The organism is Streptomyces sp. NPDC001634, from assembly GCF_040298185.1.
Taxonomy (GTDB): domain Bacteria; phylum Actinomycetota; class Actinomycetes; order Streptomycetales; family Streptomycetaceae; genus Streptomyces.
This window is the reverse complement of record NZ_JBEOZU010000035.1, coordinates 39,477-64,318: the sequence shown is the minus strand read 5'-3', so window position 1 is coordinate 64,318 and position 24,842 is coordinate 39,477. Positions and strand designations below refer to the sequence as shown.

At 68.4% G+C, this 24,842-nt stretch carries 12 protein-coding genes; 4 read left to right on the top strand and 8 right to left on the bottom strand.

What is annotated here, in order from left to right; translation table 11 throughout:
* Positions 1–44 precede the first annotated feature (44 nt).
* From ABT186_RS23775 to ABT186_RS23740, 8 genes are all read right to left on the bottom strand, one after another.
* Positions 45–1,808, bottom strand: a complete 1,764-nt coding sequence (locus ABT186_RS23775) for an Hsp70 family protein (RefSeq protein WP_351926746.1) — start codon at positions 1,806–1,808, stop codon at positions 45–47.
* Positions 1,805–2,791: a hypothetical protein gene (locus ABT186_RS23770; protein ID WP_220645412.1), complete on the bottom strand. Its 987-nt coding sequence runs from the start codon at positions 2,789–2,791 to the stop codon at positions 1,805–1,807. Before ABT186_RS23770 ends, ABT186_RS23775 begins: the two co-directional genes overlap by 4 nt.
* Entirely contained in the window at positions 2,788–4,533 is a 1,746-nt protein-coding gene (locus tag ABT186_RS23765; RefSeq protein WP_351926744.1) for a hypothetical protein, read from the bottom strand. Before ABT186_RS23765 ends, ABT186_RS23770 begins: the two co-directional genes overlap by 4 nt.
* Entirely contained in the window at positions 4,533–9,998 is a 5,466-nt protein-coding gene (locus ABT186_RS23760) for a DEAD/DEAH box helicase (RefSeq protein ID WP_351926742.1), read from the bottom strand. The genes ABT186_RS23765 and ABT186_RS23760 overlap by 1 nt, the downstream gene beginning before the upstream one ends.
* Positions 9,995–10,987 carry a hypothetical protein gene (locus tag ABT186_RS23755; protein ID WP_351926741.1) on the bottom strand — a complete coding sequence of 331 codons (993 nt, stop codon included), beginning with the start codon at positions 10,985–10,987 and terminating at the stop codon, positions 9,995–9,997. Before ABT186_RS23755 ends, ABT186_RS23760 begins: the two co-directional genes overlap by 4 nt.
* On the bottom strand, positions 10,984–13,044 hold the full coding sequence (locus ABT186_RS23750) for a hypothetical protein (protein WP_351926739.1): 2,061 nt from the start codon (positions 13,042–13,044) through the stop codon (positions 10,984–10,986). The genes ABT186_RS23755 and ABT186_RS23750 overlap by 4 nt, the downstream gene beginning before the upstream one ends.
* Before the next feature lie 569 nt (positions 13,045–13,613).
* Positions 13,614–15,233, bottom strand: a complete 1,620-nt coding sequence (locus tag ABT186_RS23745) for an RNase H family protein (RefSeq protein WP_351926737.1) — start codon at positions 15,231–15,233, stop codon at positions 13,614–13,616.
* Positions 15,234–15,283: 50 nt separating this feature from the next.
* Positions 15,284–15,649 (bottom strand): Rv1352/Rv1906c domain-containing protein, encoded by a 366-nt coding sequence (locus tag ABT186_RS23740; protein WP_351926735.1) that lies wholly within the window; start codon positions 15,647–15,649, stop codon positions 15,284–15,286.
* Between the two features lie 413 nt (positions 15,650–16,062).
* Here ABT186_RS23740 and ABT186_RS23735 point away from each other — a divergent pair, with 413 nt between their 5' ends.
* The 4 genes from ABT186_RS23735 (at position 16,063) to ABT186_RS23720 (ending at position 24,836) form a co-directional block, all read left to right on the top strand.
* On the top strand, positions 16,063–18,282 hold the full coding sequence (locus ABT186_RS23735) for an N-6 DNA methylase (protein WP_351926733.1): 2,220 nt from the start codon (positions 16,063–16,065) through the stop codon (positions 18,280–18,282).
* Positions 18,283–18,406: 124 nt separating this feature from the next.
* Positions 18,407–20,398: a type I restriction-modification system subunit M gene (locus tag ABT186_RS23730; protein WP_351926732.1), complete on the top strand. Its 1,992-nt coding sequence runs from the start codon at positions 18,407–18,409 to the stop codon at positions 20,396–20,398.
* Positions 20,395–21,657 (top strand): restriction endonuclease subunit S, encoded by a 1,263-nt coding sequence (locus tag ABT186_RS23725; protein WP_351926730.1) that lies wholly within the window; start codon positions 20,395–20,397, stop codon positions 21,655–21,657. Before ABT186_RS23730 ends, ABT186_RS23725 begins: the two co-directional genes overlap by 4 nt.
* On the top strand, positions 21,654–24,836 hold the full coding sequence (locus ABT186_RS23720; protein ID WP_351926728.1) for a type I restriction endonuclease subunit R: 3,183 nt from the start codon (positions 21,654–21,656) through the stop codon (positions 24,834–24,836). The genes ABT186_RS23725 and ABT186_RS23720 overlap by 4 nt, the downstream gene beginning before the upstream one ends.
* Positions 24,837–24,842: the final 6 nt, after the last annotated feature.

The window sequence follows — 24,842 nt, the reverse complement described above, 5'->3', positions numbered from 1 at the left end:
GCTCTGGCGCACCCGCAATTCACCCACCAAAGTGCAGAGGCTGGTCAAAGTCCCCCCGTCACCAAGCCCTGCGGCTCGCCGTTGATCGTCACGGCCGGGTCGGCCTCCACTACGCGCACGGACATGTCGATCGGTGCGGGGCGGGCGTTGGCCGTTTCGGCTGCCGAGAGGTGCCGGACGGTGGAGGAGCCGTCGGCGAACGGGCGGACGGTATGGGCCAGGAGGCGGGTCAGCTCATCGTCGAGACCGTGTTGCAGTGGGGTGCCGTCGGGTCCGAAGGAGTCGATCTCCCGCTCGGCAAGCACCACGCCGGTCTCCGCGTGGGTGGCGGTGAAGCGCAGGATGCCGCTCTCGTTGTAGCGGAACTTGATCTCGATCTTGTTCCGCCGGCTGTCCTGTTCGCGCGTGGGGAGATCCACCTCGATGTTGGCCAGGGGGAAGGCACGGTCGCTGTCAGCCGAGTAGCCGACCTCCCCTTCGATCACCGTCACGCGCACGGACGAAGCGCCCGGCATGTTCGGGTAGAAGGTGGACGAACCCTCCGCGGGGAGCGTGGCATTGCGTCGGATGATGGCGCGAAAGCCCTTCTGTTCGCCCGCGCTGACGGCCGTGCCCAGGTCGTAGCTGGTCACGAGGGAGAAGTCTCTGTCGTCGCCGAGTTCGCCATCCAGGGAGGCCGCGTAGATAGCGGCGCCTCGGGCGACGGCGGTCATGGGCCGGCACAGGCCGCTGTCGACGATGCGGTCGTGCCCGAGGAGCTCGCCCAGCGCGTGACGCACCTGGGGGATCTGCGAGGTGCCGCCGATCATCAGCACGGAGTCGATGTCGTCCGCGGTGATGGCGAGGTCTTCCAGAGCCTGCTGGACCGGCTCCAGGGCTCGGGTGATGAGCGCGCTGATCGCCTCGGTGTACTCGGCCGCGGTGACCCTCACCTCACGCCTCGAGATCGAGGGGGCGAGGCCGACCGGGAGGTCGAAGAAGAGCGCGCCGTCCATCGGCACGGAGGACAAGGCGATCTTCGTCAGTTCGACCGAACGGCGCCACCGGCGTTTTTCGGCCTTGGTGAGCTGGTCCGCGGTCAGGCCGATCTTCTGCTGGATCAGCTTGGCCAGCGCGTTGTCGAACTCCAGGCCGCCCAGGGCGGTGATGCCGCGGGAGGTCTGCTCCTCGAAGAGGCCGTCGTCGTACTCCAGGACGGTGACGTCGATGGTACCGCCGCCCCAGTCGAAGACGAGGAAACGGCCCGGGATCGGGACGTCGCGGACGTATGAGATCGCAGCCGCTGTGGGCTCGTTGAGGAGGGCCCGGACCTTCACTCCGCCGAGCGCTGCCGCCGCGCGGGTGCGGTAGCGGGCGCCACCTGTGGCGTTGGCGGGGACGGTGACGACCGCGTCGGAGAGGTCGAGCAGTTGGGCGGAGACGCCTTCCTTCATACGGCTGAAGAGGGAGGCGGCTGCGACCGTGCTGTGGAATGTCTCCGATCCGACCCAGACGTGGTGCTCCTCGAGCTGGGCCGCGGCCTCGGAGCCGTCGGTGTCGCCGCTGTCCCTCTCGGCACCGGAGCGGGTGCCGAGCATCCGCTTCACGGCGTCGAGCGGCTGGCTGGTGCCGGTCTTCGCCTCCCAGCCGAAGCAGAGGGTGCGCTGGAGGTCGCGGACGGACAGCACGGAGGGGAAGAGCTGCTCGAATTCCGGTTGACGCCATTGGGATGGCACGTTGTCACTGTCGATCGGCAGCACCTCGGTGGTGTGCCCGTTCCAGCGAGCAACAACCGAGTTACTCGTACCGAAGTCGATGCCAAAACTCATCGTGTGCCTCTCTGGTTCATCTGCTTGCTGGCCGCAGCGCGCAACGACTGCCGATAACTCGTCTTCTTCTGCGCACGACCGCCTGTCGTCATGTCCTGCGAACCAGTTGGAGACCAGGAACCGCCACGCGATCCCTCCTCGGGAACGTGCCGATCGCCACTTTCTTGAGGCTCCTGCCGAACACCAGATGTCTGACCCCGATGAATCTTCTTCCTGTGCGGAGAATCATCAGGCCCCCCATTGAGATCCTTCTTCTGCTTGCCACCCGCCTCCGTGTGCGTGGCTCTGCGCCTCTGCCCCGGCTTCATCTTTTCCGCTGCGGGTACCGGCGATGAGTTCTTGGGAACGGCTTTGAGCCACCCACGCTCGACAAGCTTTCCGGATTCCTTGTCGACGTAAGCCGGCGCCGCAACTTCATATGCAACCGGTCCAGAGCTCATTGCCCCAGGTGGATCTTCCACCACATTGAACATTGAATGATCATCGGCCTTCCCGATAATCTCCAAGCCGGCCCGCGACAACTCGTGATCGATCCGCGCCAATACGATCCTCAGGCTCTTGGACTCCAGAGTCTGACGGTGGATCGCAGCCAACTGAGCCAAGTGCATTTGGCGGGTCCTCATTCCCTCCATCACACCGCTCCGCACAGAATCGGAAATTTGAGGAAGGACACGCCTCATCAACTCAGCCCGGATGACACCGACAGGATCACCCTCTGCCCCATTGCTTCCAAGAAGGGTGCCCAAGGTCTCAGCCATGCGCTCCAGTTCCTCTTCCACTGCGGGCAGGAGTGAGTCGTTGATGGACTTGAGGATCGTTGGCGCATCCAGAGCTCCCGCTGCAAGCTTAGGGATGTCGCTGGCGGTGAACTTCCAGGGTTGCATGTCAGCCGCTTTGGGTTCGTCATTTCCGGAATACGGTTCCTGACCTGCAAAAGATGCGCGCTTTTTCCGGGCTTCGCGCGCCCTGCGACCTTTAGTCACGATGTACCGCTCTCCGGATCTTCAAGGGCTGCGATCTCTTCAGCAGCCAAGGAAAGGCGTTCCGTCGCCCTGGTGATTATTTCTCGGGCCGCCTCGGTGCGAGACCACGCGCGGTCGCTGTCCGTGGGCGGCTCGGTGAGCCTCTGCAAGGGCTCGGGCGGAAGTTCCAGCCGCGGGCTCGTGCCGAGGGGGTCCTTCCAGCGGTGCGGGGCGAGCGGGACGGTGAACGAGGGTACTTCCTGCTCCTCCCGCTCGGCCTTCTCGATCACGTCCTTGGCCCAGTTGATTCGGACGCGGCCGCTGTCGTCGAGCTCCTTCCGCAGCGCTCGCCATGCCTTCTTCCAGTCGTCCGCCCCGTCCGGCACGCCGAGCACCAGATGCGGGTTGAGCGGCTGCCCGCGTTCACCGAGGGGCCGGTCTTTCAGGAAGCTCCGATTCTTCCGCAGCGCGGCCACGGCACCTCCGCCGAGCTGGTCCGGCACGGGGGGACGGCCTTCCGCGTCCTGCTCCAGGAGTTTGAGGGACTCGGTCACCTCCTGGTCGGCACGCAAGTAGGCCTGAACGTTCTGGGCCTCCCAGCGCACCGGCTGTGAGTGGTGCCGGAGCCTCGCGGCCATGGTGAGTGCCGCCTTCCTCCGCTGTTCCGCCGTCTCTTCGTCCCCGCGGAGGAGGGCACGGTGCATCTGCCGCACGGCCCTCACCAGGGTCCGCACGCCGATCCAGCCGTTGAATCTCTTGTTGCTCGTACTGTGCACGCTGGGGTGTATCCGCTCCAGGAGAACCCACAGTCGCTCGTCGGCGACGAGGTCGTCCGGCACCTCTCGGGTGCGCCGCACCTCGCGCAGGGCGTCGAGAAGCTTCTGCGTCGGCGGCAGGAGGTCGGTCCACTCCTCGGTGATCGCTTTGACGTCGTTGGCCTGCAGCCTGACCAGCAGGCGCCAGTCCTGCGGCCAGTCAGGGCCGGGTTCCGTTCCCGAGCCCGCCTCCCGGCGCTCCCGTTCGAGGGGCCAGGCCAACAGGTCCATCTCCTCGTCGGTGAGGGACGCCGGGTCCAGGCGGGCGCGGAAGTAGGCGGCACGGGAGGTGCCGTCACGCTCGGGGACCGCGCCGATCCACTCCTCGTCGATGTAGTCGTCGAGGAGCGGCCGGGGAAGCTTCACCAGGAGTGCCCTCTGCCGGGGAGCCGGCAGGTTGGTCTCCGTCAGGCGCCGGTCGTCCTGGTAGATCTGCCACATACTGCCCGGCTCGCCCAGGAGCGGCAGCGGCTTGTCGTCCAACAGGGCGCGGGCGCGGTCGTCGAGCCGTCCGTCGAAGACGTCCAGCCCATGGTCTTGTGCCATCGCGAGCAGGGAGACGCCCGAGACCGGATCTTCCTGCCGGGACGCTGCGTCGGCCGCGGCCCGCGCCAGCCTCCGCGCGGAAAGCGTCCTGGGCTCCGTCTTCAGTGCGTCGGGCAGCACCAGTTGGGCGAAGGAGCGGGCGCGCTCCCAGGCATGTCGGTCGGTGAATCCTTCGGGGACCGGCGGGGGCATGGCCGGTTCCGGTTCCGGCTGCTTCTGCGGCGGAACGACCGGAGCCGGGCCGCCCGCGCCTTCCGCGCTCTGCGGGACTCTCCCGGCGGTCCGGTCCTGGGCCCGGCGGGCCTGCAGAAGGGCGAGGCGGCGGGCTATCTCGCGCTGCCGCAGTTCCTCCCGGTGGGCCTGCTCGTCGTGGCCCGCTCCCAGCGGGATTCCTGACGTCATCAGATCTCCTCCGCGAAGATGTGCACCTGCTCGATCACCGCGGCAGGGGTCCGGTCCAGACTGTAGGAGTCGGCGAAGGCGATTTTGGTGGCGAGGCCTCCATCACGGACCTCGTTGCGCAGGGCCCGCAGCCGTTCGTTCCCGCATTCATCGGCGGCGGACTCCAGAGGATGCTTGACGGCGACCGCGACGGGCTCGCCCGTGAAGTCCGACGTGAAGAGCGCCACCGGTCCGACAGCGGTCTCCTTCAGACTGACGTTGGGCTCCTCGTCCGCCCAGCCCTTCAGCAGGACGGCGTGTTCGTTCGGATCGATCTGCAGTTTCCGACCGCGCAGGGCGTCGGTGAGATCGCGGGCGAGCCGCCAGTCGTACAGCGGGTGGAGGCGCATGTTGGCGTAGTCGCGCAGGCAGGCGTAGCAGGAGCTGCGGCAGTTCAGCGCATGGCGGTCGGCCTCCAGGTCGTGCACGTAGCGGTCGACAGCCTGGAGGAACTCCTCGATGTGGTCCTGCGAACCGAGGTAGGTGCTGAAGCCCGCTCCGTTGTCGAGGCTGTCCGCCAGGTAGGCCATGACCGGAGCTGCCACCGGGGCGTCCGAGCCGTGGATGCCGCTGAGGAGTTCCTCCGGCTGCACGTCCAGGTGCGGGGCGGCGGCACGGCGGAGCAGGGCCGCGAGCGAGTACCAGGCGGCGCGCCGCCCGTGGTAGGCCTCGGGGAAGCCGTCGATCTGCTGGGACTTCGAGATGTCGAAGCGGAGGCCCCGGATCGTGTCGAGGGCGCCCTTGGCTCCGATGAAGAGCATGTCGGTGTGCTGGGTGGCGCCGAGGGCGATCTCCAGGTCGGCCTCCGCCTTGGGGCTGTCCAGCGCCAGGTATCCGCGCCACGGGCCGGTGTTCTTGACGAACCTGAAGAGCTTTCCGGCGTTGGTGTTGACGATGTAGCGGTCGCCGCTGCCGGTGTGGACGACCATCCAGTCGTCGGCGGCACGGTGGATGCGCGGGGCGGTCTTCTCCAGGTCGGTGGCGGTACGCGCGCTGGTGGCGTTGGAGCCGATCTCCCGGTAGCCGTCGTAGTCCCGTGCTTCGTGGGCAGCCCGGAAGCCTGCGGGCTCCCGGAAGGGGACGGCCCTGTAGTACTTGCTCTCCGCGCCGCAGGCGGGGCAGGTGCCGGCGCTCCCGGTTTCCGGGTCGACGACGGCCTGCGGGTCCACGTGGGAGCAGATCCGGCACATGGCGACCAACTGTTCCGGTCCGAAGGGGTCTTCGGCGGCCTGGACTCCGCGGCCGCTCGGCACGAGGGAGACCACTCCCCTGGAACGGAGCAGGCGGCCGTCCTGCGGGGTTTCGCTGCCCGGTGCGAACTTGCTGAGGGCGACGGCCAGGTCGCGGTTGACGGAGTCGGCCGGCGGCCAGGGGAAGGTCTTCTGCGGGATGCTCCGGTAGAGGAGGCGGGAGCGGGTCGGGAAGCCGAACATCGGCAGAAGGCCCGCCTCCGCCAGACGCTGGCTGAGGTCGGGGTGGCCGACCGTCCGAGTCGCCACCTCGTCGACCTGAGCGAGGAGTTCGCCGATGGCGGATACCGGGTCGAGGGCGGCGACGTTCTCCGGTGTTCCGTTCCGGAGTGCGGCGGCAGCGGCCCTGATGCGCTCCGAATGTTCGGCGATCCAGCGGCGGACGGCGCAACGGTGCGTCGGCCAGTCGGCGGCGAGGCCGAACTGTCCGTGAACGTTGGTCGTCATGTCCGGCCCCTTCCGGCGGTCCTCCGGCTGCAGGGGCTCGAAAGCCTGGCGCAGGACCTCTCCCAGCAGGACCCGGCGGAAGACGGAAACCATGCCGAGGACCAGGTAGGGCGGCGGAGTCGGATCGTTGGTGATCGCTTCCGGTCGAGCGAAGTAGTGCTCGTCGTGGCTGCGGCCACGGCAGACGGTGAGAGCTACGGCGACCGGGCTGTTGCGTCGGCCCGCACGCCCCACGCGCTGCTGGTAGTTGAAGCGCGTGGGCGGCATGTTCGCCATGATCACGGTGTTGAGGGGGCCGATGTCGACTCCGGCCTCCATGGTCGTGGTCACGGAGAGCAGTTCCAGGCCGTCCGCCTGTGGAACATCGTTGTCGCCGAGGAAGACGTCCTGGAAGAGGCTCTGCCGACGCTGGGCCTCCAACCGGTCCGTCTGGCCGGTCAGTTCCGCGGTTCGCAGGGGGAAGTCACCGGTGCGGTGGGCGGCCTTCCATGCGTAGTAGTCGTCTTCGAGGACTCCGTCGTACTGCTGAGGCACGGTGGGCAGCGGAGTCTGGCACTTGGTGCACAGCCCCGCGCCCGGGTGAAGGTGCGGCCGGTGGCAGGAACGGCACGTCCATGTCTTGTTCTCGCCGGGGCGGAGTGCCACCTTCTCCGGCTTGATGACGTAGTCGACCACGGCGTCCTTCCACACGCCGAGTACCCGGTCCTGGATGGTCTGCAGATCGGTGCCCTGACGTTCGGCCACCTGCGTCCAGAAACGCTTCAGGGGCGCGGGCGGCCTTTGCAGCGAGGCCCGTATCCGGGTGAAGCGCCGCATCAGGCCGAGAATCCTCAGGCTGGCACGCGCCACGGCCTGGTCGCTGTCCGGGCCGATCTCCAAGGGTGAGCGGTCGTCGCGCAGGCAGAGCCAGCCGAGTCCGAGCGATTCGAAGTCACGGCCGCCGCCGGAGAAGAGGCTGCCGATGGTCTCGAGGCGGAGGCGGGAACGGATGCGGCTGAGGAGATCCTCCTGCGCCTGGGTCTCCGTCACCGCTGCCCGATCCCGTTCCCAGTTGTAGAGCGCGGTCCAGGGCTGTCCGGCCGAGGTCTGCTGGAGCGAGGCCGCGGGACCGGCGGGATTGGTGCCGTACTTCAGCAGCATGCCTTCGAGGTCGGAGGCGAGGTCGTCCAGGGAGGGCAGTTCGGAGAACTTCCGCTCCAGGTCCGGCAGGAGTTCCGGTTCCGCGTCGAGGTCGTCGGTGAGGATCGCCTTCAGGCGTCCCCAGTCCGCCGGGTCGCGGTCCCGCATCCGTGCCACGGCGGCGCGGGCAGCCGCACGATCGACCGGCTCACCGGCGTAGTGGCCCTTCACCGTCTGAAGGTCTCCGAAGGGATCCCCCTGGCTCTCGACGGCCTGGGCGCTGAGCAGGCGGAGAAGGTCCTGGTGGTGGCGGAGGGCAAGACCGCTGGCGAGTTCGGAGGCGTCGTCACGGCTGTCGGAGAAGGCGATCGCCTTGCGCCGGCCATCGGGAAGGTGGCCGAGCGCTTCGGTCACCAACACCTGGTTGATCTTGTAGAAGCCGGTGCGCATCCGTCGGACCGGCGCGTTGCGCAGCCGGTCAGGCGATTCCAGCGGGACGAAACGGCCGTCCCTGTCGTACTTGATCTCCCAGTCGTCGCCGCAGGCGGGGCAGCGGGTGGGGAAGGCCTGCAGCCGGGCCGGGTCGTAGGCCGGCTTCCTGCCCTCCTTGTCCAGGGGCACGGAGATGTGGAACGACCATCCCGTGTGCTGGACGTCCCGGTTCTCCAGGCGGCCGGTGGCGGGCTGGTAGGCGCTGCGACGGAACGCGAACTCGACCTGTGGCCCGCCGTCGGACAGGCCCGCGTGCCAACTGGGGTCGTCGAGGCCGAGGCCCTTGGTGCGCGGCCAGTACACGATGTAGTTCGCCGCGGTGGGTGCGCCGCTGGCCTCGTCGGGGAGCAGGTCCAGGTCCGGGAAGTCGGTGTGGAGTGCACCGGTGAACTTGCGCCGCTGGGTGTCCTTGGGGCTGGCGTACCCGCCGAGCATGAGGTCGCCGCAGGCCTGGCAGGAGAGAAGCTCCAGCACGCGGGCGCCGCAGGTGCAGCGGGAGGTGGGCTCGGCGAAGAGCCGGCCGACCCGGCGTTCGGGGCCGTGCTCCACGGGGATGTGGGGGCAGTTCGGATCGGAGCAGGCCCAGATGCCCTCGATGTTCCGGAAGAAGAAGTGGGCCCGGAGCTGGGGGAGTTCGGTGTCCTGTGCGGAGCCGAGTATACGCAGCACGCCGTGGAGAGCGTCCTGGCGCTGTTCCTTCGGGACGCCCGGGAAGAGCTTCTCCGCCAGTTCGGGGGCGGGCAGAGCACGAGGCTTGCCGCCTGGAGTGAGTGCGCTCTGGAGCGCCGGACCGAGGCCGGTCTCTCGGGCCAGGGCGACGGCTTCGTCCTGGGTGACGGGAGCCTTCGCGGCCTGCGAGAGACGTTCGGTCTGAGCGGCCAGGTCGCCCTCGCCGTGGATCTCCCTCGCCTTTCCGGGGATGATCACGCGCCGGGAGCCGGGCAGGGCGAAGAACCCGTCGAGGAAGTCGTCGTCCCGGCCCGCCTCCAGGGAGGCGGAGGCTGCGAGCACTCTCAGCTTCTCGGGGTTCTTGTCGAGGCCGAGGCGGTGGCGGAGGTTGCGCAGCAGGTAGGCCACCTCGGTGCCGGCCGTGCCGCGGTACATGTGGAGCTCGTCCAGGATCAGGGTGAGGCGGGCGCCGGGGGTCTGCTCGAGCCACTTCCTCGTGGCACTGAAGATGTGCTCCTCCTGCTTGCGGAGCAGCATGATGTTCAGCATCGAGTAGTTGGTGATCATTATGTCCGGTGGCGCGGCCTGCATGTCCCAGCGGGCGTGCATCTCCGCTCCGCCGAGGCGCGGGATGAAGGGCCGCAGCTCCTCGTCGAGCTTCTCGTCGGCCTTGTGCTGCCGTTCCTGGACCTCTCGCAGGTACTGCCGGAGACGGAAGGTCGCCGGCTCGGAATCGCGGCTGCCGGAGACAGGGGTGGCTCCGGTGTAGCGGCCGAAGTAGAAGCGGTGTCCGCTGCGCTTCCGGTCCAGCCAGGCGTGGGCCTCACGGCTGTCCAGCGATTTCCGCAGCCGGACCAACTGGTCGTCGGCGAGGGCGTTGGTGGGATAGAGAATCAGCACGCGCATGGCCGCGGGATGCCCGTGCTCGTTCTGTCGGCTGGGCACGTGGTCGCCGTCCCCCTGCCACCATTCCCGCTGCACGGCACGAGTGCCCTGCCAGTGGGCGGACTCGGCGACCAGGTCGGCGAGGACGGGCAGCAGGAAGGACTCCGTCTTGCCGGAACCGGTGCCCGCGGTGACCACGAAGTCCTTGCCCTCGCAGGCGGCGACCAAGGCGTCGTGCTGATGCTGGTAGAGGCTGGTCACGCCGTCGGGGAGGGTGAAGCGGGCGAAATCGGCCGCATCGGGGTGTGCCCCTGCTTCCGCGAAGGACTCCGCGATGCTGACGCCCTGGGAGGCGTACTGCGGTCGCAGCTCGATCAGCGGGTCGCGCCACGCCCCGTTGTCCCGGTCCAGCAGGTTGCGCCGTTCCTCCATGACGGAACGATCGTCGACGCTGAAGGGGGTGTCGTAATAGCGGAACAGCGCGCTGCGCAGGTCGTCGAAGGTGCCCATGACGTCCTGGACATCGGTGTTCATCACCGCCGTTGTCCGCTGTTCCGCGCTCACTCGGTCCTCCCGACGGTGGCCGCCACCTGTCGCGGCATGGTCTCCAGGTTCTGCTGCAGCGAGGCCGCGATCGCCTCGGCCAGCGCCCTCGGCACGTTGTCGTACGCGCGGGTCTGCGCCTGCTTGCCCGTCGAGGGCGGGAAGCCGCTACACAGGACGACCGCGCGCTCATGCAGGGCGGGCAGGGGCGCGTACCGGTCTACGAAGAGTCGGCCCAGGCCGGCGCGTCCCTTGCCGGATTCCGGCCGCCAGCGCATCGCGCCGGTGCGGCGGCGAGCGAGCTCCAGGTAGATGCCCGTCTCGCGTTCCACCGCGTGGAAGACGCCGTTGCGACGGACGCGGGTCAGGCGGGCGTAGTCGGCTCCGCGCCACCGGTACAGGCCGTCCTCGTCGTCCCGTGCGACGGGGACGAACCGTTGGCGGCGCAACTCGTACTTCTCCAGCGTGTCGGCGGTGCTCCCACCGGGCGGTGCGGACTCGGGGCCCGGTGCCGCCTGCGGGAGCAGTTCCATCAACTGCAGGGCGGCGCAGGGGACGTAGCGGGCCCCGAAGAACTCCGCCGCTTCCCACAGGATCCGCGGGTCCTCGTACTGGAACAGGAGGGTGTCGGGCAGCGGAGCCTCACCTGCCTCCGGCCAGTGAGGGACGGCGATCAGTTCCATCCACTCCTGCGCCGCCTCCTCGACGCGCATACTGATCCGCGCGGTGCGCGCGCCGGTCAGCACGGCGAGCCCGTCGGCGTGGGGCAGCCTGGTCAGCACCGGCGGGGCGACCGACCAGCGGTCGGCGCGCAGGTCCACGTCGATGAAGCCGAGGGCTGCGACCTTGCGCATCCAGTCCCAGTCAGCGTACTCCGCCAGCTCCAGGCCCCATGCCTGGGCCTGGTTGCGGACACCGTCGCGCAGTGCGGACGCCTTGCCGCTGCGGCTCTCGCTCAGCCAGCGCAGGAGGATCCCGCCGAACTCGGTGCTGCTCATCGGTCCCGTCATCGGTCCAGCTCCTTCGCTGCCTGCACGTACGCGGCCCACGAGAGGTCGACGGACGCCTGCTGGGCGTTGAGGACGGCGCGGGTCCAGGCCCGCGGGTTGCCGGCGGTCTTCGGCTTCGGTGTTCCGGGGTTCACCGGGCGGCCCTTCCAGCGTCCGCTCCGGCGCTCCAGGAGCCAGCCGCCGATGCCGTGGAAGTCGGCCTCGAAGCGGAGCGGGGCGGGGGTGTCGGCAAGACGTTCTGCCCACCAGTCCGGTTGTTCCGGGGCCTCCAACGTCCACAGTCGACCGTCGGCCGCCGCGAACAGGACCTCGTCCGCGTCACGACGGCACAGCTCCATCGCTGCTGTCGCGTCCTGGGTGGTGGCGCCCGTGCAGTCGGCACCGGTGATGCCGGTCGACAGGGTCTGCTCGAAGAGAAGAGAGGGCGACTCCGAGGCCTTGCCGTCCACGACGGTGAAGCCACAGACCTTGGTCATCCTCGGTTCGACGACGGCCTGGTCCGCGGTGGCGAAGCCGACTTCGGCGCCTGCGTAGCTCACCGTGTGGCGGCCCGGCTCCAGCCGGAGCACGGCCAGGGGGACGGGGCGGCCCGCGGCGATCCTCTTCCTGAGCTCGGGCCGCTCCTCTCCGTCGATCAGGAGGGTGCCCGTGCCTTCCACAGCGTCCGGGAGGACCACCTGCGGCTCGCCTCCCCGCAGATACAGGTGGGGATCGAGCGAGGGCGCGAGCTTCAGACCGCCCTCGAGGCGGAGCTTGAACTGGGCCGGGGGCTGCAGGAGGCCGACCGCGCCCTGGACCTCCCGGAGCGCCCGACGCAGGATGACCGCGTCGTCGAAGGTGACGGGCTTGTGCAGGGACCAGCCCTGCGGCACCCAGGCCAGCTTGCTGGTGTCGGCGCTCCGGCCGGTGGTCGCGGCCTTGTCCAACAGCCGCTGCACGTCCCGCTGCGCACTCGGGGCGGCGAGCACCACGTGCGCCTCTCCCGGGCGGAAGCCGTCGGTGCCGGCCCAGACACCGAGCACGTCGTCCCGCGCGAGCACCAGGACGGAGGAGGAGGGGCGGCTGAGCACCAGGTTGTCCCCGTCGCGGCGGATACCCCGGGTGAGGGTGTCCGCGCTCGGGGCGGGCAAGCCCGTCACCTCATAGTAGGCGGTGTCGCCGAGCTGATCGAGGACGACGCCGTCCTTGAGCTCGATGCGCTTCTTCTGCTCCGGGGAGCGCAGGCGCGCCACCCACCTGAGACGGCCCGCGTCCAGCCGCACCAGCAGTTCGGCCCGGGTGACACCGGTGGGCACCAGCGCGTCCGAACCGTCCCAGGAAGCGGCGTAGTTGCCGATCAGCTTGGCGAGGAAGGGACGGAACTCCTCCTCCTGCAGAGCGTTGCAGAAGCCCTTGGAGAAGTGCTGCTCCATGCCCCGGATCTCGATCTGGGCCAGCAGCGTCTCCCCCGGCAGCGGCCAGGTCGTGCCGTGTTCCCGCAACGACCGGAAGAGCTTCGGCAGGAAGGACCGGTCGGCGCCGCTGAGGAGCGACTGGGACTGGGCGAACCCGATCATGCTTCGGTTGGAGGGCAGGTCGGCCGGGGCGGGAAGAGTGCAGAGGCCCCGCGCGCCCTTCTGGCTGTGCTGCCAGGAGGCCAGCACCTGCCACATGCGGGAGATGGGCTCGTACTGCTGGCTGCCCAGTCGCTTCTCGTCGCCGGTCAACAACTGGGAGAAGCGGGCATGGTAGGCGGTGGCCCGGTGGTTCCGGTCGTTCACCATCCGGGACGCGGCGATCACCGAGCAGGCCAGCAGCGGCAGGAAGGCGGGCACGCCGTCCTTGTCCTGCTGCCACATACGCCAGCGGTAGTCCTCCAGCGCACGGTACGGTTCCGCGGTCCCCAACCGCAGGAACCTGCCCACGCACTGGGCAAGGGGCTCTTCCATGCCGTGTCCGTGCCTGAGCTCCTGCTCCACTTCGTCGTCGATGTAGAACAGCGTCGGGTGGCCGGCGTGCTGTCGTCCGAAGAACTCCTCGGCCAGCACTTCCTGCCACGCCTGATAAGAATGGTCCACTCTGTCCCCAAAAGAGAGGTTCCAATGCCCTGTTCGTGAACTCCCCGGCATGGAACGGTCTTCCGCGTCACCCTGAACCCGCCACTGACAACGGGTCACTGCCGAACGCCCTCTCAGGCGCACCCTCTACTGACTGCCTCCGACATAACCCGACGGCGCCCGACACGCACAGACGTCGCACTCATCCCCCACCGTTTCCACGAGCGTCCCTTGCAGTGCTCGCACGACCACCCGGAAGGCATGGCCAAAACCTCACCAAGAGTGATGTATTTGAAGCGATCACAGCCCCCACCGCGAGCCCCCAGGAAATCCAATTGATTTACCCTACAACCAAAGGTTCCCTGCCGAGGAACGGGCGGTATGTCTGACCGTCCCCATCTCCTTGAGGATCACCTTTACCCACGCTGGGCCGTGGAGGTTTCGATCCATGGCTCCCCGACCGGGTGAGTCCCCAGATGTTCTCGCATCTCCCCGTGATTTCTGAACGGGCTTGATCAAAAAGCCAGTTGAAGTCGCCCCTTAAACAGTTCCCTTCGTCGAGTGCTGTGAGGGCATGAAGAGGAATGGATTCAGGCAGCGGCCGACAGGGGGCCGGACCCGAGCGAGCGTCGGATCCGCGCCTCCTCCTTCCGGGCGGCGGAAAGAGGGATGCGGCCGCTGACTCGGCGGAGGGCGAGGCGAGCGAAAGCGTCGGCGGCTTCGTTGAGGTCATGTCCGATGTGGCCTTTCAACCAGCGGACCTGGACACGGTGGCGATGGCGGTGGCGCAACAGGCTGTCCATGACCTGCCGGCTCTCCGGAAAGAGGAGAGTGCGGTGGGCCGCTGCCGGGGCGACGGAGCGCAGGGCCGCATCGACGACGCCGACCGCCTGTGCGCTGTCGCACAGGAGGACGACGGGCGCATCCTCGTGGTGCTCGAGGAGGCTGAGGGCGGCCTCGCAGATACCGATGACTTCGGCTTCACCGCTGCTCGAGGCCAAGGAGTCGCCGTAACCGGCGGTCCCGTCTTCGGCAGCCCAGCCGTAGCCGCACAGTGCGGACTCGTCAGCGACGGCCGCGTCGGCGACGGCCACGACTGCGGTGTCGGGTAGGTCGGCGAGCACGGCGTAGCGGTCCCCATCGGCCGGATTCGTTGCCGTCGGATGTTCGCCGTCGCCTTCTTCGCCCGTGTCGGCGAGGAGGGTGGCAAGAGCGTAGTGACAGCGCGGGCAGCCATCAGCGCGTTCGGGGCAGTTCGTCCGGTGCCTCTCTATCAGCTCACGCACGCTGTGCCACAACTCGGCTTCGGCGTCCGCGAAGCGCGCCGGCGCCGCGGCGCGACACTGCGCGATGAGGTCCGCGAACGGCCCTGTCGTCATGCAGACCTGCATCCGGTCGTGGAGTTCCGTGACCCGGAGCCGGGCTTCGCGGAACCGGGCGGCGAGAACCGCGGTGTCCTGGTAGGCGTCCTCCAAAGCGTCAAGTCCGGTGCGCCGTGCGGAGAGAGAGCAGGTGAGGACGTCCCGTTCGGCCCGGCCGATCGCGTAGCGGCCCCAGGCCACCGCGGCACGGGCGTGGCGACTCCACCGTTCGACCACCGCGTCATGCGTGAGGTGGGGGTTCTCGTCCTCCCGGGCATCGCGCAGGAGTTCTTGGACGAAGGAGTCGTCGTCACAGTCCAGCAGTTCACGCACCGGCGTCGGCAGCAGTTCGTCGCCTGCCGTCCGCTGGTCCCAGACCCAGCGGGCGAGGTCGCTTTCGGGCGCCTGCGGTGTGCCGTCCGGCAGCCCCCTGTCGCGGAGTTCCTGCCGCAGAGCTTCGGCGAAGGCCGCTGGGAACGCCCTGCGCGCCACCCTCACCTCCAGCACGTCCATCGGCCACGAGCGGCCGGCGAGACGGCGGGCACGCTGCTCCTTGCACAGGGCCTCCGCCTGCGACCGGGCCCGTCGCACCTTGCGCGCGTGGATCCGCAGCCGTCGCAGCCGCTCCGGGGACTGTGTCGAGAGCTCCGCACGCCAGACAGCCCCGCGAGCGAGGACATCGGCGTGGGCGAGAGCGATGGCGATGGGACCGGCGAGCGAAGGATGTTCCAAGGCCACAGCAACCTCAGGAGCGCAGATCCCGTTCATTCGCGCCAGGACGGCCTCCTGCAGGGCGGTGAAGTCGTCGGCGAAGCGACGGGTCAGCTCTGTGTGCTCGGTGATCGTCACGAATGGGCCTTCCAGACCGAGAGGGGTGACCGGGACCGGACCTTCGCGCTTCAGCCGACCAGCTTCCACTCCTGGCACCGGTTGGTCTTGAAGTACTCGCCGCTGTTGAGCGTCACGCGCCCCGGGCCGTCGAGGTTGTTGTTGGCGATGATGGAGCCGAACTCACCGCTGGCGTCCTTGGCGCGCTCCCAGTAGCAGCCCCACTCGTCGTCGGGCCCGGCCGTCTTGTAGGTGCCGGCCTTGATGTCCTCACCGACGAGGTACTCCCCCTCACCGGAGAAGCTGGCCGCCGGCCCGGACTTGTGCGTCTTCTTCGGCTTGGCGGTCACCGTCTTGGTCACCGTCGGCGCGGGCTTGGGGTCGGCGGCCGCGGCGGTCTCGGTGACGGTGACCGTGGGGCGGGGGGCGGCCTTCACTCCGGCCGTCGCCTTGCCGGTGTTGTCGGCGGAACCGTCGCTCGAACCGATCCCGACGCCGATGAACAGCGAGACCAGAGCGACAGCGCCGTACTTCAGCCGTCTCTTGCGGCGCTCACCCTGGCCCCCTCCGTGCGGCGCGGCAAGGCCGGTGAAGCCCTGCGGGTCGTAGCCGGGCTGCTGGGGGCGGGCTGCTGGAAGGTCATGGCGTTCTCCGTTTCATGAGGTCGGCGCGGCGGCAGGCCGACAGGTCGGCGGGGCAGCCCGCAGCACGAAGACCTGCTGGGCGGCGACTTCCACCGGAAGCACCTCCAGATAAGCAGCACCCTGAAAGCACTGTCAAACAGGTTGACAGATTTGACGGGTGCTGTAGGTTGTTGACGTCCGCTTCCGAGAGGCCCAGGACCACACCCATGCCCCAGCCATCCGCGTCACCCGCCCAGGTGACCGCCGCCGAGATCTCCCGCATCGCGGGCGTCACGCGCGCCACGGTCAGCAACTGGCGCCGCCGGCACGACGACTTCCCGGCGCCGTCCGGCGGCACGGACAGCAGCCCGCTGTACGACCTGGAGGCCGTGCGCGCCTGGCTCGCCTCCCGCGGGCACACCTCGGCCGCGAGCCCGTCGGAGGAACTGCGCACGACACTCCGCCTGTACGCACAGAACGGCGGCGGCACACCGGAGGACCTGCTGCTGCTCGTCCTCGCCGCGGCTGGCCGCTCACCGGAGGAGCTGACGGCCGCCCTACGACTGCCGGACGCGGACCTCGCGACCCGCGCGCAGCGGGACGCGGCCGCAGCAGCCGACGCCGTACCGGCCGCGGAGGCCGTCCGTTACGAGCCGGGCGACGCGCCGGTGCTGCGCGCGCTGTACGCGTGTGTACGCGACGAGGGCGGCCAGGCCGCGCTGGCCGTGCTCGCGGAACGGGAACTGGAGGACAGCGCCGCCTCCGGCGCCTACCAGACCCCCGCCCCGCTCGCCGACCTGCTCGCCCGCCTGATCCCCGGCTCCCCCGCCCGCGTCCTCGACCCGGCCTGCGGCAGCGGCACCCTCCTGGCGGCCGCCGCCCGCAGGGGCGCGAGCGAGTTGTACGGCCAGGACACGCTTCCCGTGCAGGCCCGCCGCAGCGCCGTGAGCCTGATGCTGACCGCCCCCGAGGCCACGGTCACCGTCCACGCCGCCGACAGCCTCCGCGCCGACGCCTTCCCAGGCCTCCTCGCCGACGCCGTCCTGTGCAACCCGCCCTTCGGCGACCGCGACTGGGGCCACGACGAACTCGCCTACGACCCCCGCTGGGCGTACGGCGTACCGCCCCGCGCCGAATCGGAACTGGCGTGGGTGCAGCACGCTCTCTCCCACCTCACTCCCGGTGCCCACGCGGCCCTGCTCCTCCCGCCGGCCACCGCAGGCCGCGCATCAGGCCGCCGCGTACGGGCCGAACTCGTCCGCAGCGGCGCCCTGCGCGCGGTGATCGCCCTGCCTCCCGGCGCGTCGGTCCCCCTGCACGTCGGCCTCCAGATCTGGGTACTGCAACGCCCCGAACCGGGCAGCCCGGAGCGCAAGTCGGTCCTCTTCGTCGACACGGCGGCGGAGCCGGCGACGGCGGCCGGACACGGCGGGACGACGACGGTGAGCACGCGGACGCGGGGCGGGAGCAGGTCCGCCGCCCCGGACTGGGAGGGAATCACGGCGCGCGCGCTGGACGCCTGGCGGGCGTTCACGGAGAGCCCAGACACGTTCGAGGGCGAGCCCGGCGTCGCGCACGCCGTCGGCGTGGTGGACCTGCTCGACGACGTGGTGGACCTGACGCCGACGCGACTCGTACGGGCGTCACGGACCGAGGTCGACCCGGCGGAACTGTCGGCCGAGGTCGACGCCACCCGCCGGGGTCTCGTCGAGGCCGCGAAGTCCCTCGGGCGGACGGCCGGTCAGGAGGCGTGGAGCGCCGCGGGCGCCGCGGCCCGCCAGTGGCGGACGGCGACCGCTTCCGACCTCACGCGCGGCGGAGCGCTCACCGTGCTGCGGAACCTGCCGGACAGCGTGCGCACCCGCGCGCAGGCCGCGAGCGGCGGGACCGGCGGGGGCGGGCGGCCCGAGACGCGGCCGGTGCTCACCAGCTCCGACATCGCAACCGGGTCGGGTCCCACCGGGGACCCGATGGGCCTGTACGACGACACGGCACCCGTGATCGCCATCGGCGACGTGCTCGTACGGGCGGTCGCCAGCACGGAAGGCCCGATGGCCCGGGTGGCGGACGAGGCGGACGCCGGCGCGCTGCTCGGCCCCCACGTCCACCTCTTCCGGCCGGACCCGGCACGCCTGGACGCCTGGTTCCTCGCGGGGTTCCTGGGCGCGGAGGAGAACATCGCGGGAGCGTCGACCGGCAGCACGGTCCTGACGGTCAGCCCGGGTCGGCTGCGTGTGCCGTTGCTGCCGTTGGAGGAGCAGCGGCGGTACGGGGAGGCGTTCCGGCACGTGCACGACCTGCGGGCGGAGGCCCAGCGTGCGACGCGGCTGGCGGAAGAGACGGCACGGCTGCTGGCGGGCGGGCTCACGGGCGGCCAGTTGCTGCCGTCGCGGGAGGCGGCGAGCGCGGCGGAGGCGGGCGAACGGGGTGGCGATTCACCCCATTAGGCACACGGCCTCTCACGCATAGACCACACTTGTCGGACCGTCCCGGTCGGCCGGCCGATCGACTCGGCTGGGCTCGGCCCAGGCGGTGGGGTTGGGACATTTCGGAAGGAATCCGTGGATCCAGTTGAACAGCAGTAAGCACACGGAGCTGGCGAACCACGCGTGGTCCGTCGCCGACCTCCTGCGGGGGGACTACAAGCAGTCCGACTACGGCAAGGTCATCCTGCCGTTCACGGTGCTGCGGCGACTGGAGTGCGTGCTCGAACCCACACGCCAGAAGGTCACGGAGACCGTGGCGCAGTTCGAGGGCCAGGACATCGTCGCGGACAAGTTCCTCCGCAAGGCCTCCGGCCACTCCTTCTACAACACCTCCACGCTCACCCTGAAGCAGATCGCGAACGACCCGCAGAACGCGGCGCAGAACCTCATGGTGTACGTGGGGGCGTTCTCCGACAACGCGCGGGGCGTGCTGGACCGCTTCGAGTTCGCGCAGCAGATCAAGCGGCTGGACAGCGCGGGGCTGCTCTACCAGGTCATCGGCAAGTTCACGGACCTGGACCTGCGTCCCGAGGTCGTGCCCAACCACAACATGGGCTACATCTTCGAGGAACTGATCCGCCGCTTCGCCGAGCAGTCGAACGAGACGGCCGGTGAGCACTTCACGCCGCGTGAGGTCATCCAGCTCATGGTGCGGCTGCTGGTCGCGCCGGACGGCGACGCGTTGCAGTTGCCGGGTGCGGTGCGCACGGTCCTCGACCCGGCCTGCGGCACGGGCGGCATGCTCTCCGCGATGGACGACCTCATCAAGGAGCTGAACCCGGACGCCACGGTCGAGGTCTACGGGCAGGAGCTCAACCCCGAGTCGTGGGCGATCTGCCGGTCCGACCTGATGATCAAGGGCCAGGACCCGGACAACATCGCCTTCGGCAACTCCTTCTCCGACGACGGGCACGCCCGGAAGTCCTTCGACTACATGCTGGCCAACCCGCCGTTCGGCGTGGAGTGGAAGAAGGTCAAGGACGAGGTCGAGCAGGAGCACAAGGCGCTCGGCGAGGCCGGCCGCTTCGGGGCAGGGCTGCCGCGCATCAACGACGGCTCGCTGCTGTTCCTCCAGCACATGATCTCGAAGATGAAGCCGGTGGACGTGAACGGCGGGGGCGGTTCGCGCCTCGCCATCGTCTTCAACGGCTCGCCGTTGTTCACGGGCGCGGCCGGCTCGGGTGAGTCGGAGATCCGGCGCTGGATCCTGGAGAACGACTGGCTGGAGGGCATCGTCGCCCTGCCGGACCAGCTCTTCTACAACACCGGCATCTCGACGTACTTCTGGATCCTGACCAACCGCAAGAGCCCGGACCACAAGGGCAAGGTCGTGCTGCTGGACGCGCGCGACCAGTGGCAGAAGATGCGGAAGTCGCTGGGCGACAAGCGCAAGGCGCTGGGCAAGGACCAGATCGCCACGGTGGTCAAGCTGTACGGCGAGGCCCTGGCGGTGGCGGGGGACACGGAGCACCCGCTGCACGGCAAGGTGAAGGTCTTCGCCAACGAGGACTTCGGCTACCAGCGGATCACGGTGGAGCGTCCGCTGAAGCTGCGGTTCGAGGTGACGGAGGAGACGCTGGCGGCACTGAAGGCGTCGAAGGCCATCCAGAAGCTGCCGCAGGCTGCGGTGTTGGCGGAGGCCTTCAAGTCCCTGATGGGGTCGAGCTGGGGCACGAAGCAGGAGGCTTGGCTCGCATTGAAGGACGCGGTGGTCCAGGCCGGCGGGACGTGGCCGACGGGGGCGCCATTCAACAAGGCGCTGAGGGAGATCATCGGGGCGCGGGACCCAGAGGGCGAGGTGCAGGTGGTCAAGGCGCAGCCCGAACCGGATACAGACCTTCGGGATTACGAAAATGTGCCCTTGGATGAGGACGCCGACGAGTACTTGGTGCGGGAAGTCCATGCGCACGTGCCGGATGCGTGGATCGACCACAGTAAGACGAAGATCGGGTACGAGATTCCATTCACTCGTCACTTCTATTCCTATGAGCCGCCACGACCGCTGGCGGAGATCGACGCGGAGCTGAAGGCGCTGGAGGCGGAGATTCAGGAGCTTCTTCGCGAGGTGACCGAGTGACCAGCGCTGTAGTGGGGTTTGACTGGGCCCACATTCCCGATACCTGGCCTACCACCCGGATTGGCGCTCTCGTCTCCTATGTTGACGAACCCAGTACGACTGGCACCGAGCAATTGCACATGCTCAGCAGGGAACGCGGCGTGCTCCCACGCGATCACGAACGTCAAGGGGTTTCTGTGGCCGACTCTTACGTTGGCTACAATAGATTCCGCGGTGGTGACATCGTCATGAATAAGATGCAGGCATGGAATGGCGTATTCGGATTGGCCGCGTCTTCCGGAATCATCAGTCCCGACTATGCAATCTTCCGCCCAAATCCACGGGTAGTAGATGCGAGGTTCCTAGTGCACCTCCTCAGAGATCCGATCTACGCCGGAGTTTTTTCGGGAATCTCTCGCGGAATGGGGACTGGGTTCAATAGGGTACACCCCGAACAGTTTCTCAAAGTTCCGGTTCCGCTTCCCGATCTGGAGATGCAACGCCGAATTGCCGACTTCCTCGACTCCGAACTCGCAAATCTTGCGCACATCAACGACCGCTCCGACAGGCTCACTGGACTACTTGAAGAGCGCAAATCTGCATTGATCGCGGAGTGCTTCACGTTTGACGAGGAAAACGAAGTCTCCATTGTCCCCTTGCGGCGAGCAGTAAAGCGATGGATTGACTACCGCGGAGCAACCCCAGAAAAGACGGATTCCGGGATCCCGCTTGTCACCGCCAAGAATATTCGAGAGGGTCGCATTGCCCTCGAAGCCAGCCGGGAATACATCGCCGCCGACGCCTACAAGGATTGGATGCGTCGGGGCTTGCTAGAAGTAAACGACGTACTGCTGACCACAGAGGCACCCTTGGGCCAGGTAGCCATGATCAGCAATACGTACATTGCGCTGGCACAGCGCGTCATCGTGCTCAGATCCAACCAAGAATTGTGCTCACCTACTTGGCTCTACTGGTACCTTCGGTCACCTCAAGGACAGGCCGAATTGGAACTCCGCGCCACTGGGTCTACAGCACTCGGCATCAAGGCAGACCGGTTGCGTGGCGTTCCAATTCCCTTGCCCAGGCTGCATGAAGCCTCCCGTCGACTTAGTCGACTAGGAGTCCATGTGACGAATATCGAAGGCCTGCAAAAGCAATTGGTACGACAGCGGGTACTCATCGCCGAACGCCGTCAAGCCCTGATCACCGCCGCCGTGACCGGCCAGTTCGACGTCTCCACCGCCAGCGGCCGCAACGCAACCGAAGGAGTCACCGTATGAGCCCCGTGCACGACGAGTCGGCCTTCGGGTCCGCCATCGTCGCCGCGCTCTGCGAGCGGGGTTGGCGGGAGGCGAACCCGAAGGACTACCGACCTGACCTCGGGCTCGACACCAACGAGCTGTTCACCTTCATCGGCGCGACCCAGCCCGACGAGTGGGACGAACTGCTCACCGTCTACGGCGGCAACCCCAACGAGGCGCAGCGTGGCTTCGCTCAGCGGCTCGACCGGGCCATCGCCGATGACGGGCTGCTGCACGTCCTCCGCAACGGCGTGAAGGACCGGGGCGTGCGGCTCCGCGTCGCCTACTTCAAGCCCAACCTCATCTCCGCCGACTCCGTTCTCGACGGCTATCGGGCCAACCGGCTCACCGTCGTCCGGGAACTCCCCTACGCCACCAAGCAGGCCGACTGGGGTCACCGGCTCGACCTGACTCTGTTCCTCAACGGCATCCCGGTCGCCACGGCCGAGTTGAAGAACCCGCTCACCGGGCAGGGCGTCGAGCAGGCCAAGGAGCAGTACCGGACCGACCGCGACCCGACCGAGCTGATCTTCACCCGCCGCGTCATCGCCAACTTCGCCATCGACCCGGACCTGGTGTTCGTCACCACGCAACTGCGCGGCAAGAGCACCCAGTTCCTGCCGTTCAACACCGGCTCGGACGGCCCCGGCCAGCCCGGCGGGGCCGGAAACCCGGCGCCCACGGCCCACGGCACGTACGCCACCTCCTACCTGTGGGAACAGGTCTGGCAGCGGGACAACTGGCTCGACCTGCTCCAACGTTTCGTGCACCAGCAGAAGCACAAGACGCCCGGCGGCGGCACCACCAAGTCGACGATCTTCCCCCGCTTCCACCAGTGGGACGTGGTCCGGGAGCTCACCGCGCACGCGTCCGTGCACGGCGCCGGGCAGAACTACCTGGTCATGGCCTCCGCCGGCTCCGGCAAGTCGAACACCATCGGCTGGCTGGCCCACCGCCTCAGCGACCTGCACGCCCGCAACGATCCCGCCGTCCTGCGGCCCGACGCCCTCGCCGACGGCCGTATCAAGCCCGGCGAGCCGGTCTTCGACAAGGTCATCGTCATCACCGACCGCCGCGCGCTGGACGCCCAGCTCTCGGCGACCGTCGGCAGCTTCTCGCAGACGGACGGCCTGGTCGTGAAGGTCGACGAGAAGCACGGGGCGAAGAGCGAGCAGCTCGCCCGCGCCCTCTCCCGGGACACCGGGAAGATCGTCACGGTCACCCTGCACTCGTTTCCGGCGCTGCTCGACTACATCAAGCGCAACCCCACGGAGATCAAGGGCAGCCGCTTCGCGATCATCGTCGACGAGGCGCACTCCTCGCAGTCCGGTGACGCCGCCACCGCCGTGAAGTCCGCCCTGCGCGACCTCGGCCTGGACGCCGACTCGGACGACGAGGGCGCGACCACGGTCACCCTGGACGACCAACTGAAGGCGAAGGCGGTGGCGCGCTCCCGGGCCGGCAACCTCTCCTACTTCGCCTTCACCGCCACGCCCAAGTCCAAGACGCTCGAACTCTTCGGCACGGAAGACGTGGAGAACGGCAAGACCGTCTACCGCCCCTTCCACACCTACTCCATGCGCCAGGCCATCGAGGAGGGCTTCATCCTCGATCCGCTGCGCAACTACGTCACCTACAACACCTACTGGAAGCTCGCGAACCTCAACCGCGACGAGAAGGAGGTCGACCCCTCCAAGGCCAACAGCCTGCTCGCCCGGTTCGCGCTCATGCACGAGCACACGGTGTCCCAGCACGCCCAAGTGATCGTCGAGCACTTCGTCGCCCACACTCGCGGCCGGCTCGGCGGACGCGCCAAGGCCATGGTGGTCACGGCCTCCCGCCTCTCCGCCGTGCAGATGGCCCGCGCCATCCGCAGTTACATCGCCGACCGCGATTACGACACCAAGTACCCGGACCTCGGTGTCCTGGTCGCTTTCTCCGGGTCCCTCACCATCGACGGCGAGGAGACCACCGAGAGCAAGGAGAACGGCGGCCTGTCGGAAAGCGCGCTGCCGAAGACGTTCGGCTACACCCGCGCCGACGACAAGGCCGCGAAAGCCGGCGGCAAAGGGCAGCAGGAGTACCGGATCCTCGTCGTCGCCGAGAAGTACCAGACCGGATTCGACCAGCCGCTCCTCACGACGATGTACGTCAACAAGACGCTGACCGGCATCGCCGCCGTGCAGACCCTCTCGCGCCTCAACCGCACCGCCGAGCGCAAGTCCCAGGCCGACCTCGCCGTCCTGGACTTCGTCAACGACGCCGAGGACATCAGGGAAGCGTTCCGCCCGTACTTCGAGGAGGCGCAGACCCTGCCCTCCGACCCGAACCTCCTGTACTCGGCCCAGAGCCGCGTCATGTCCGCGCCGGTCATCTCGGAGCAGGACATGGACGAGTTCGTCGCCGCGTACTTCGAGGCGCAGGAGAAGGCGGGCGGCTCCCAGTCCAAGTGGGCGAAGCTGCACGCGGAGCTGTACCGGCTTCTGTCCCCCGCCGTCACCCGCTTCACCCAGCTCCTGGAGAGCGACGAGGAGGACGACGTCGAGGCCGCCGAGGACTTCCGGGCCAACCTCAACGACTACGTCCGCAAGTACGGCTTCCTCGCGCAGATCGTGCCTTACCAGGACGCCGAGTTGGAGCGCCTGTACCTCTACGGCCGCTACCTGCTCAACCGGCTCCCCCGCCTCGCGGACGGCGGAGTGGACATAGGTGAGGTGGACCTGAGCCACCTGCGCGTCGAGAAGACCGGCGAGTACGACGTGTCCCTCAACCCGGAGGGGCCCGCCGAGCTCAAGGGCTTCGGGGACGGGGCGGGCGGCGCAAAGGACTCCGAGAAGTCACTGCTGTCCGAGCTGATCGAGAAGTTCAACGCCAAGTTCGGCACGGAGTTCACCGAGGAGGACGTCCTCCCGGCCTTCAACGCCACGAAGAAGGACCCGAAGGTCCGGGCCGCCGCCCTCGTCAACGACGAGGAGAACTTCGGCATCGTCTTCGACAAGAAGTTCGAGGAGAACATGATGGATCATGTCTCCACGATCGACACCCTCGGCAAGCGGTACTTCGGTACGGACCGTGACTTCAAGTCCAACCTCGACCGCAGCGCCCGCCGCGCGGCCTGGCGGATGATCCGCCGGGAGGAGGGGCTGGACGACATCTGAAGCGGG

Coding starts and splice junctions, on each gene's coding strand:
- ABT186_RS23775 (WP_351926746.1), bottom strand. CDS start 1,808: ATGAGTTTTGGCATCGACTTCGGTACGAGTAACTCGGTTGTTGCTCGC.
- ABT186_RS23765 (WP_351926744.1), bottom strand. CDS start 4,533: ATGACGTCAGGAATCCCGCTGGGAGCGGGCCACGACGAGCAGGCCCAC.
- ABT186_RS23755 (WP_351926741.1), bottom strand. CDS start 10,987: ATGACGGGACCGATGAGCAGCACCGAGTTCGGCGGGATCCTCCTGCGC.
- ABT186_RS23735 (WP_351926733.1), top strand. CDS start 16,063: ATGCCCCAGCCATCCGCGTCACCCGCCCAGGTGACCGCCGCCGAGATC.
- ABT186_RS23720 (WP_351926728.1), top strand. CDS start 21,654: ATGAGCCCCGTGCACGACGAGTCGGCCTTCGGGTCCGCCATCGTCGCC.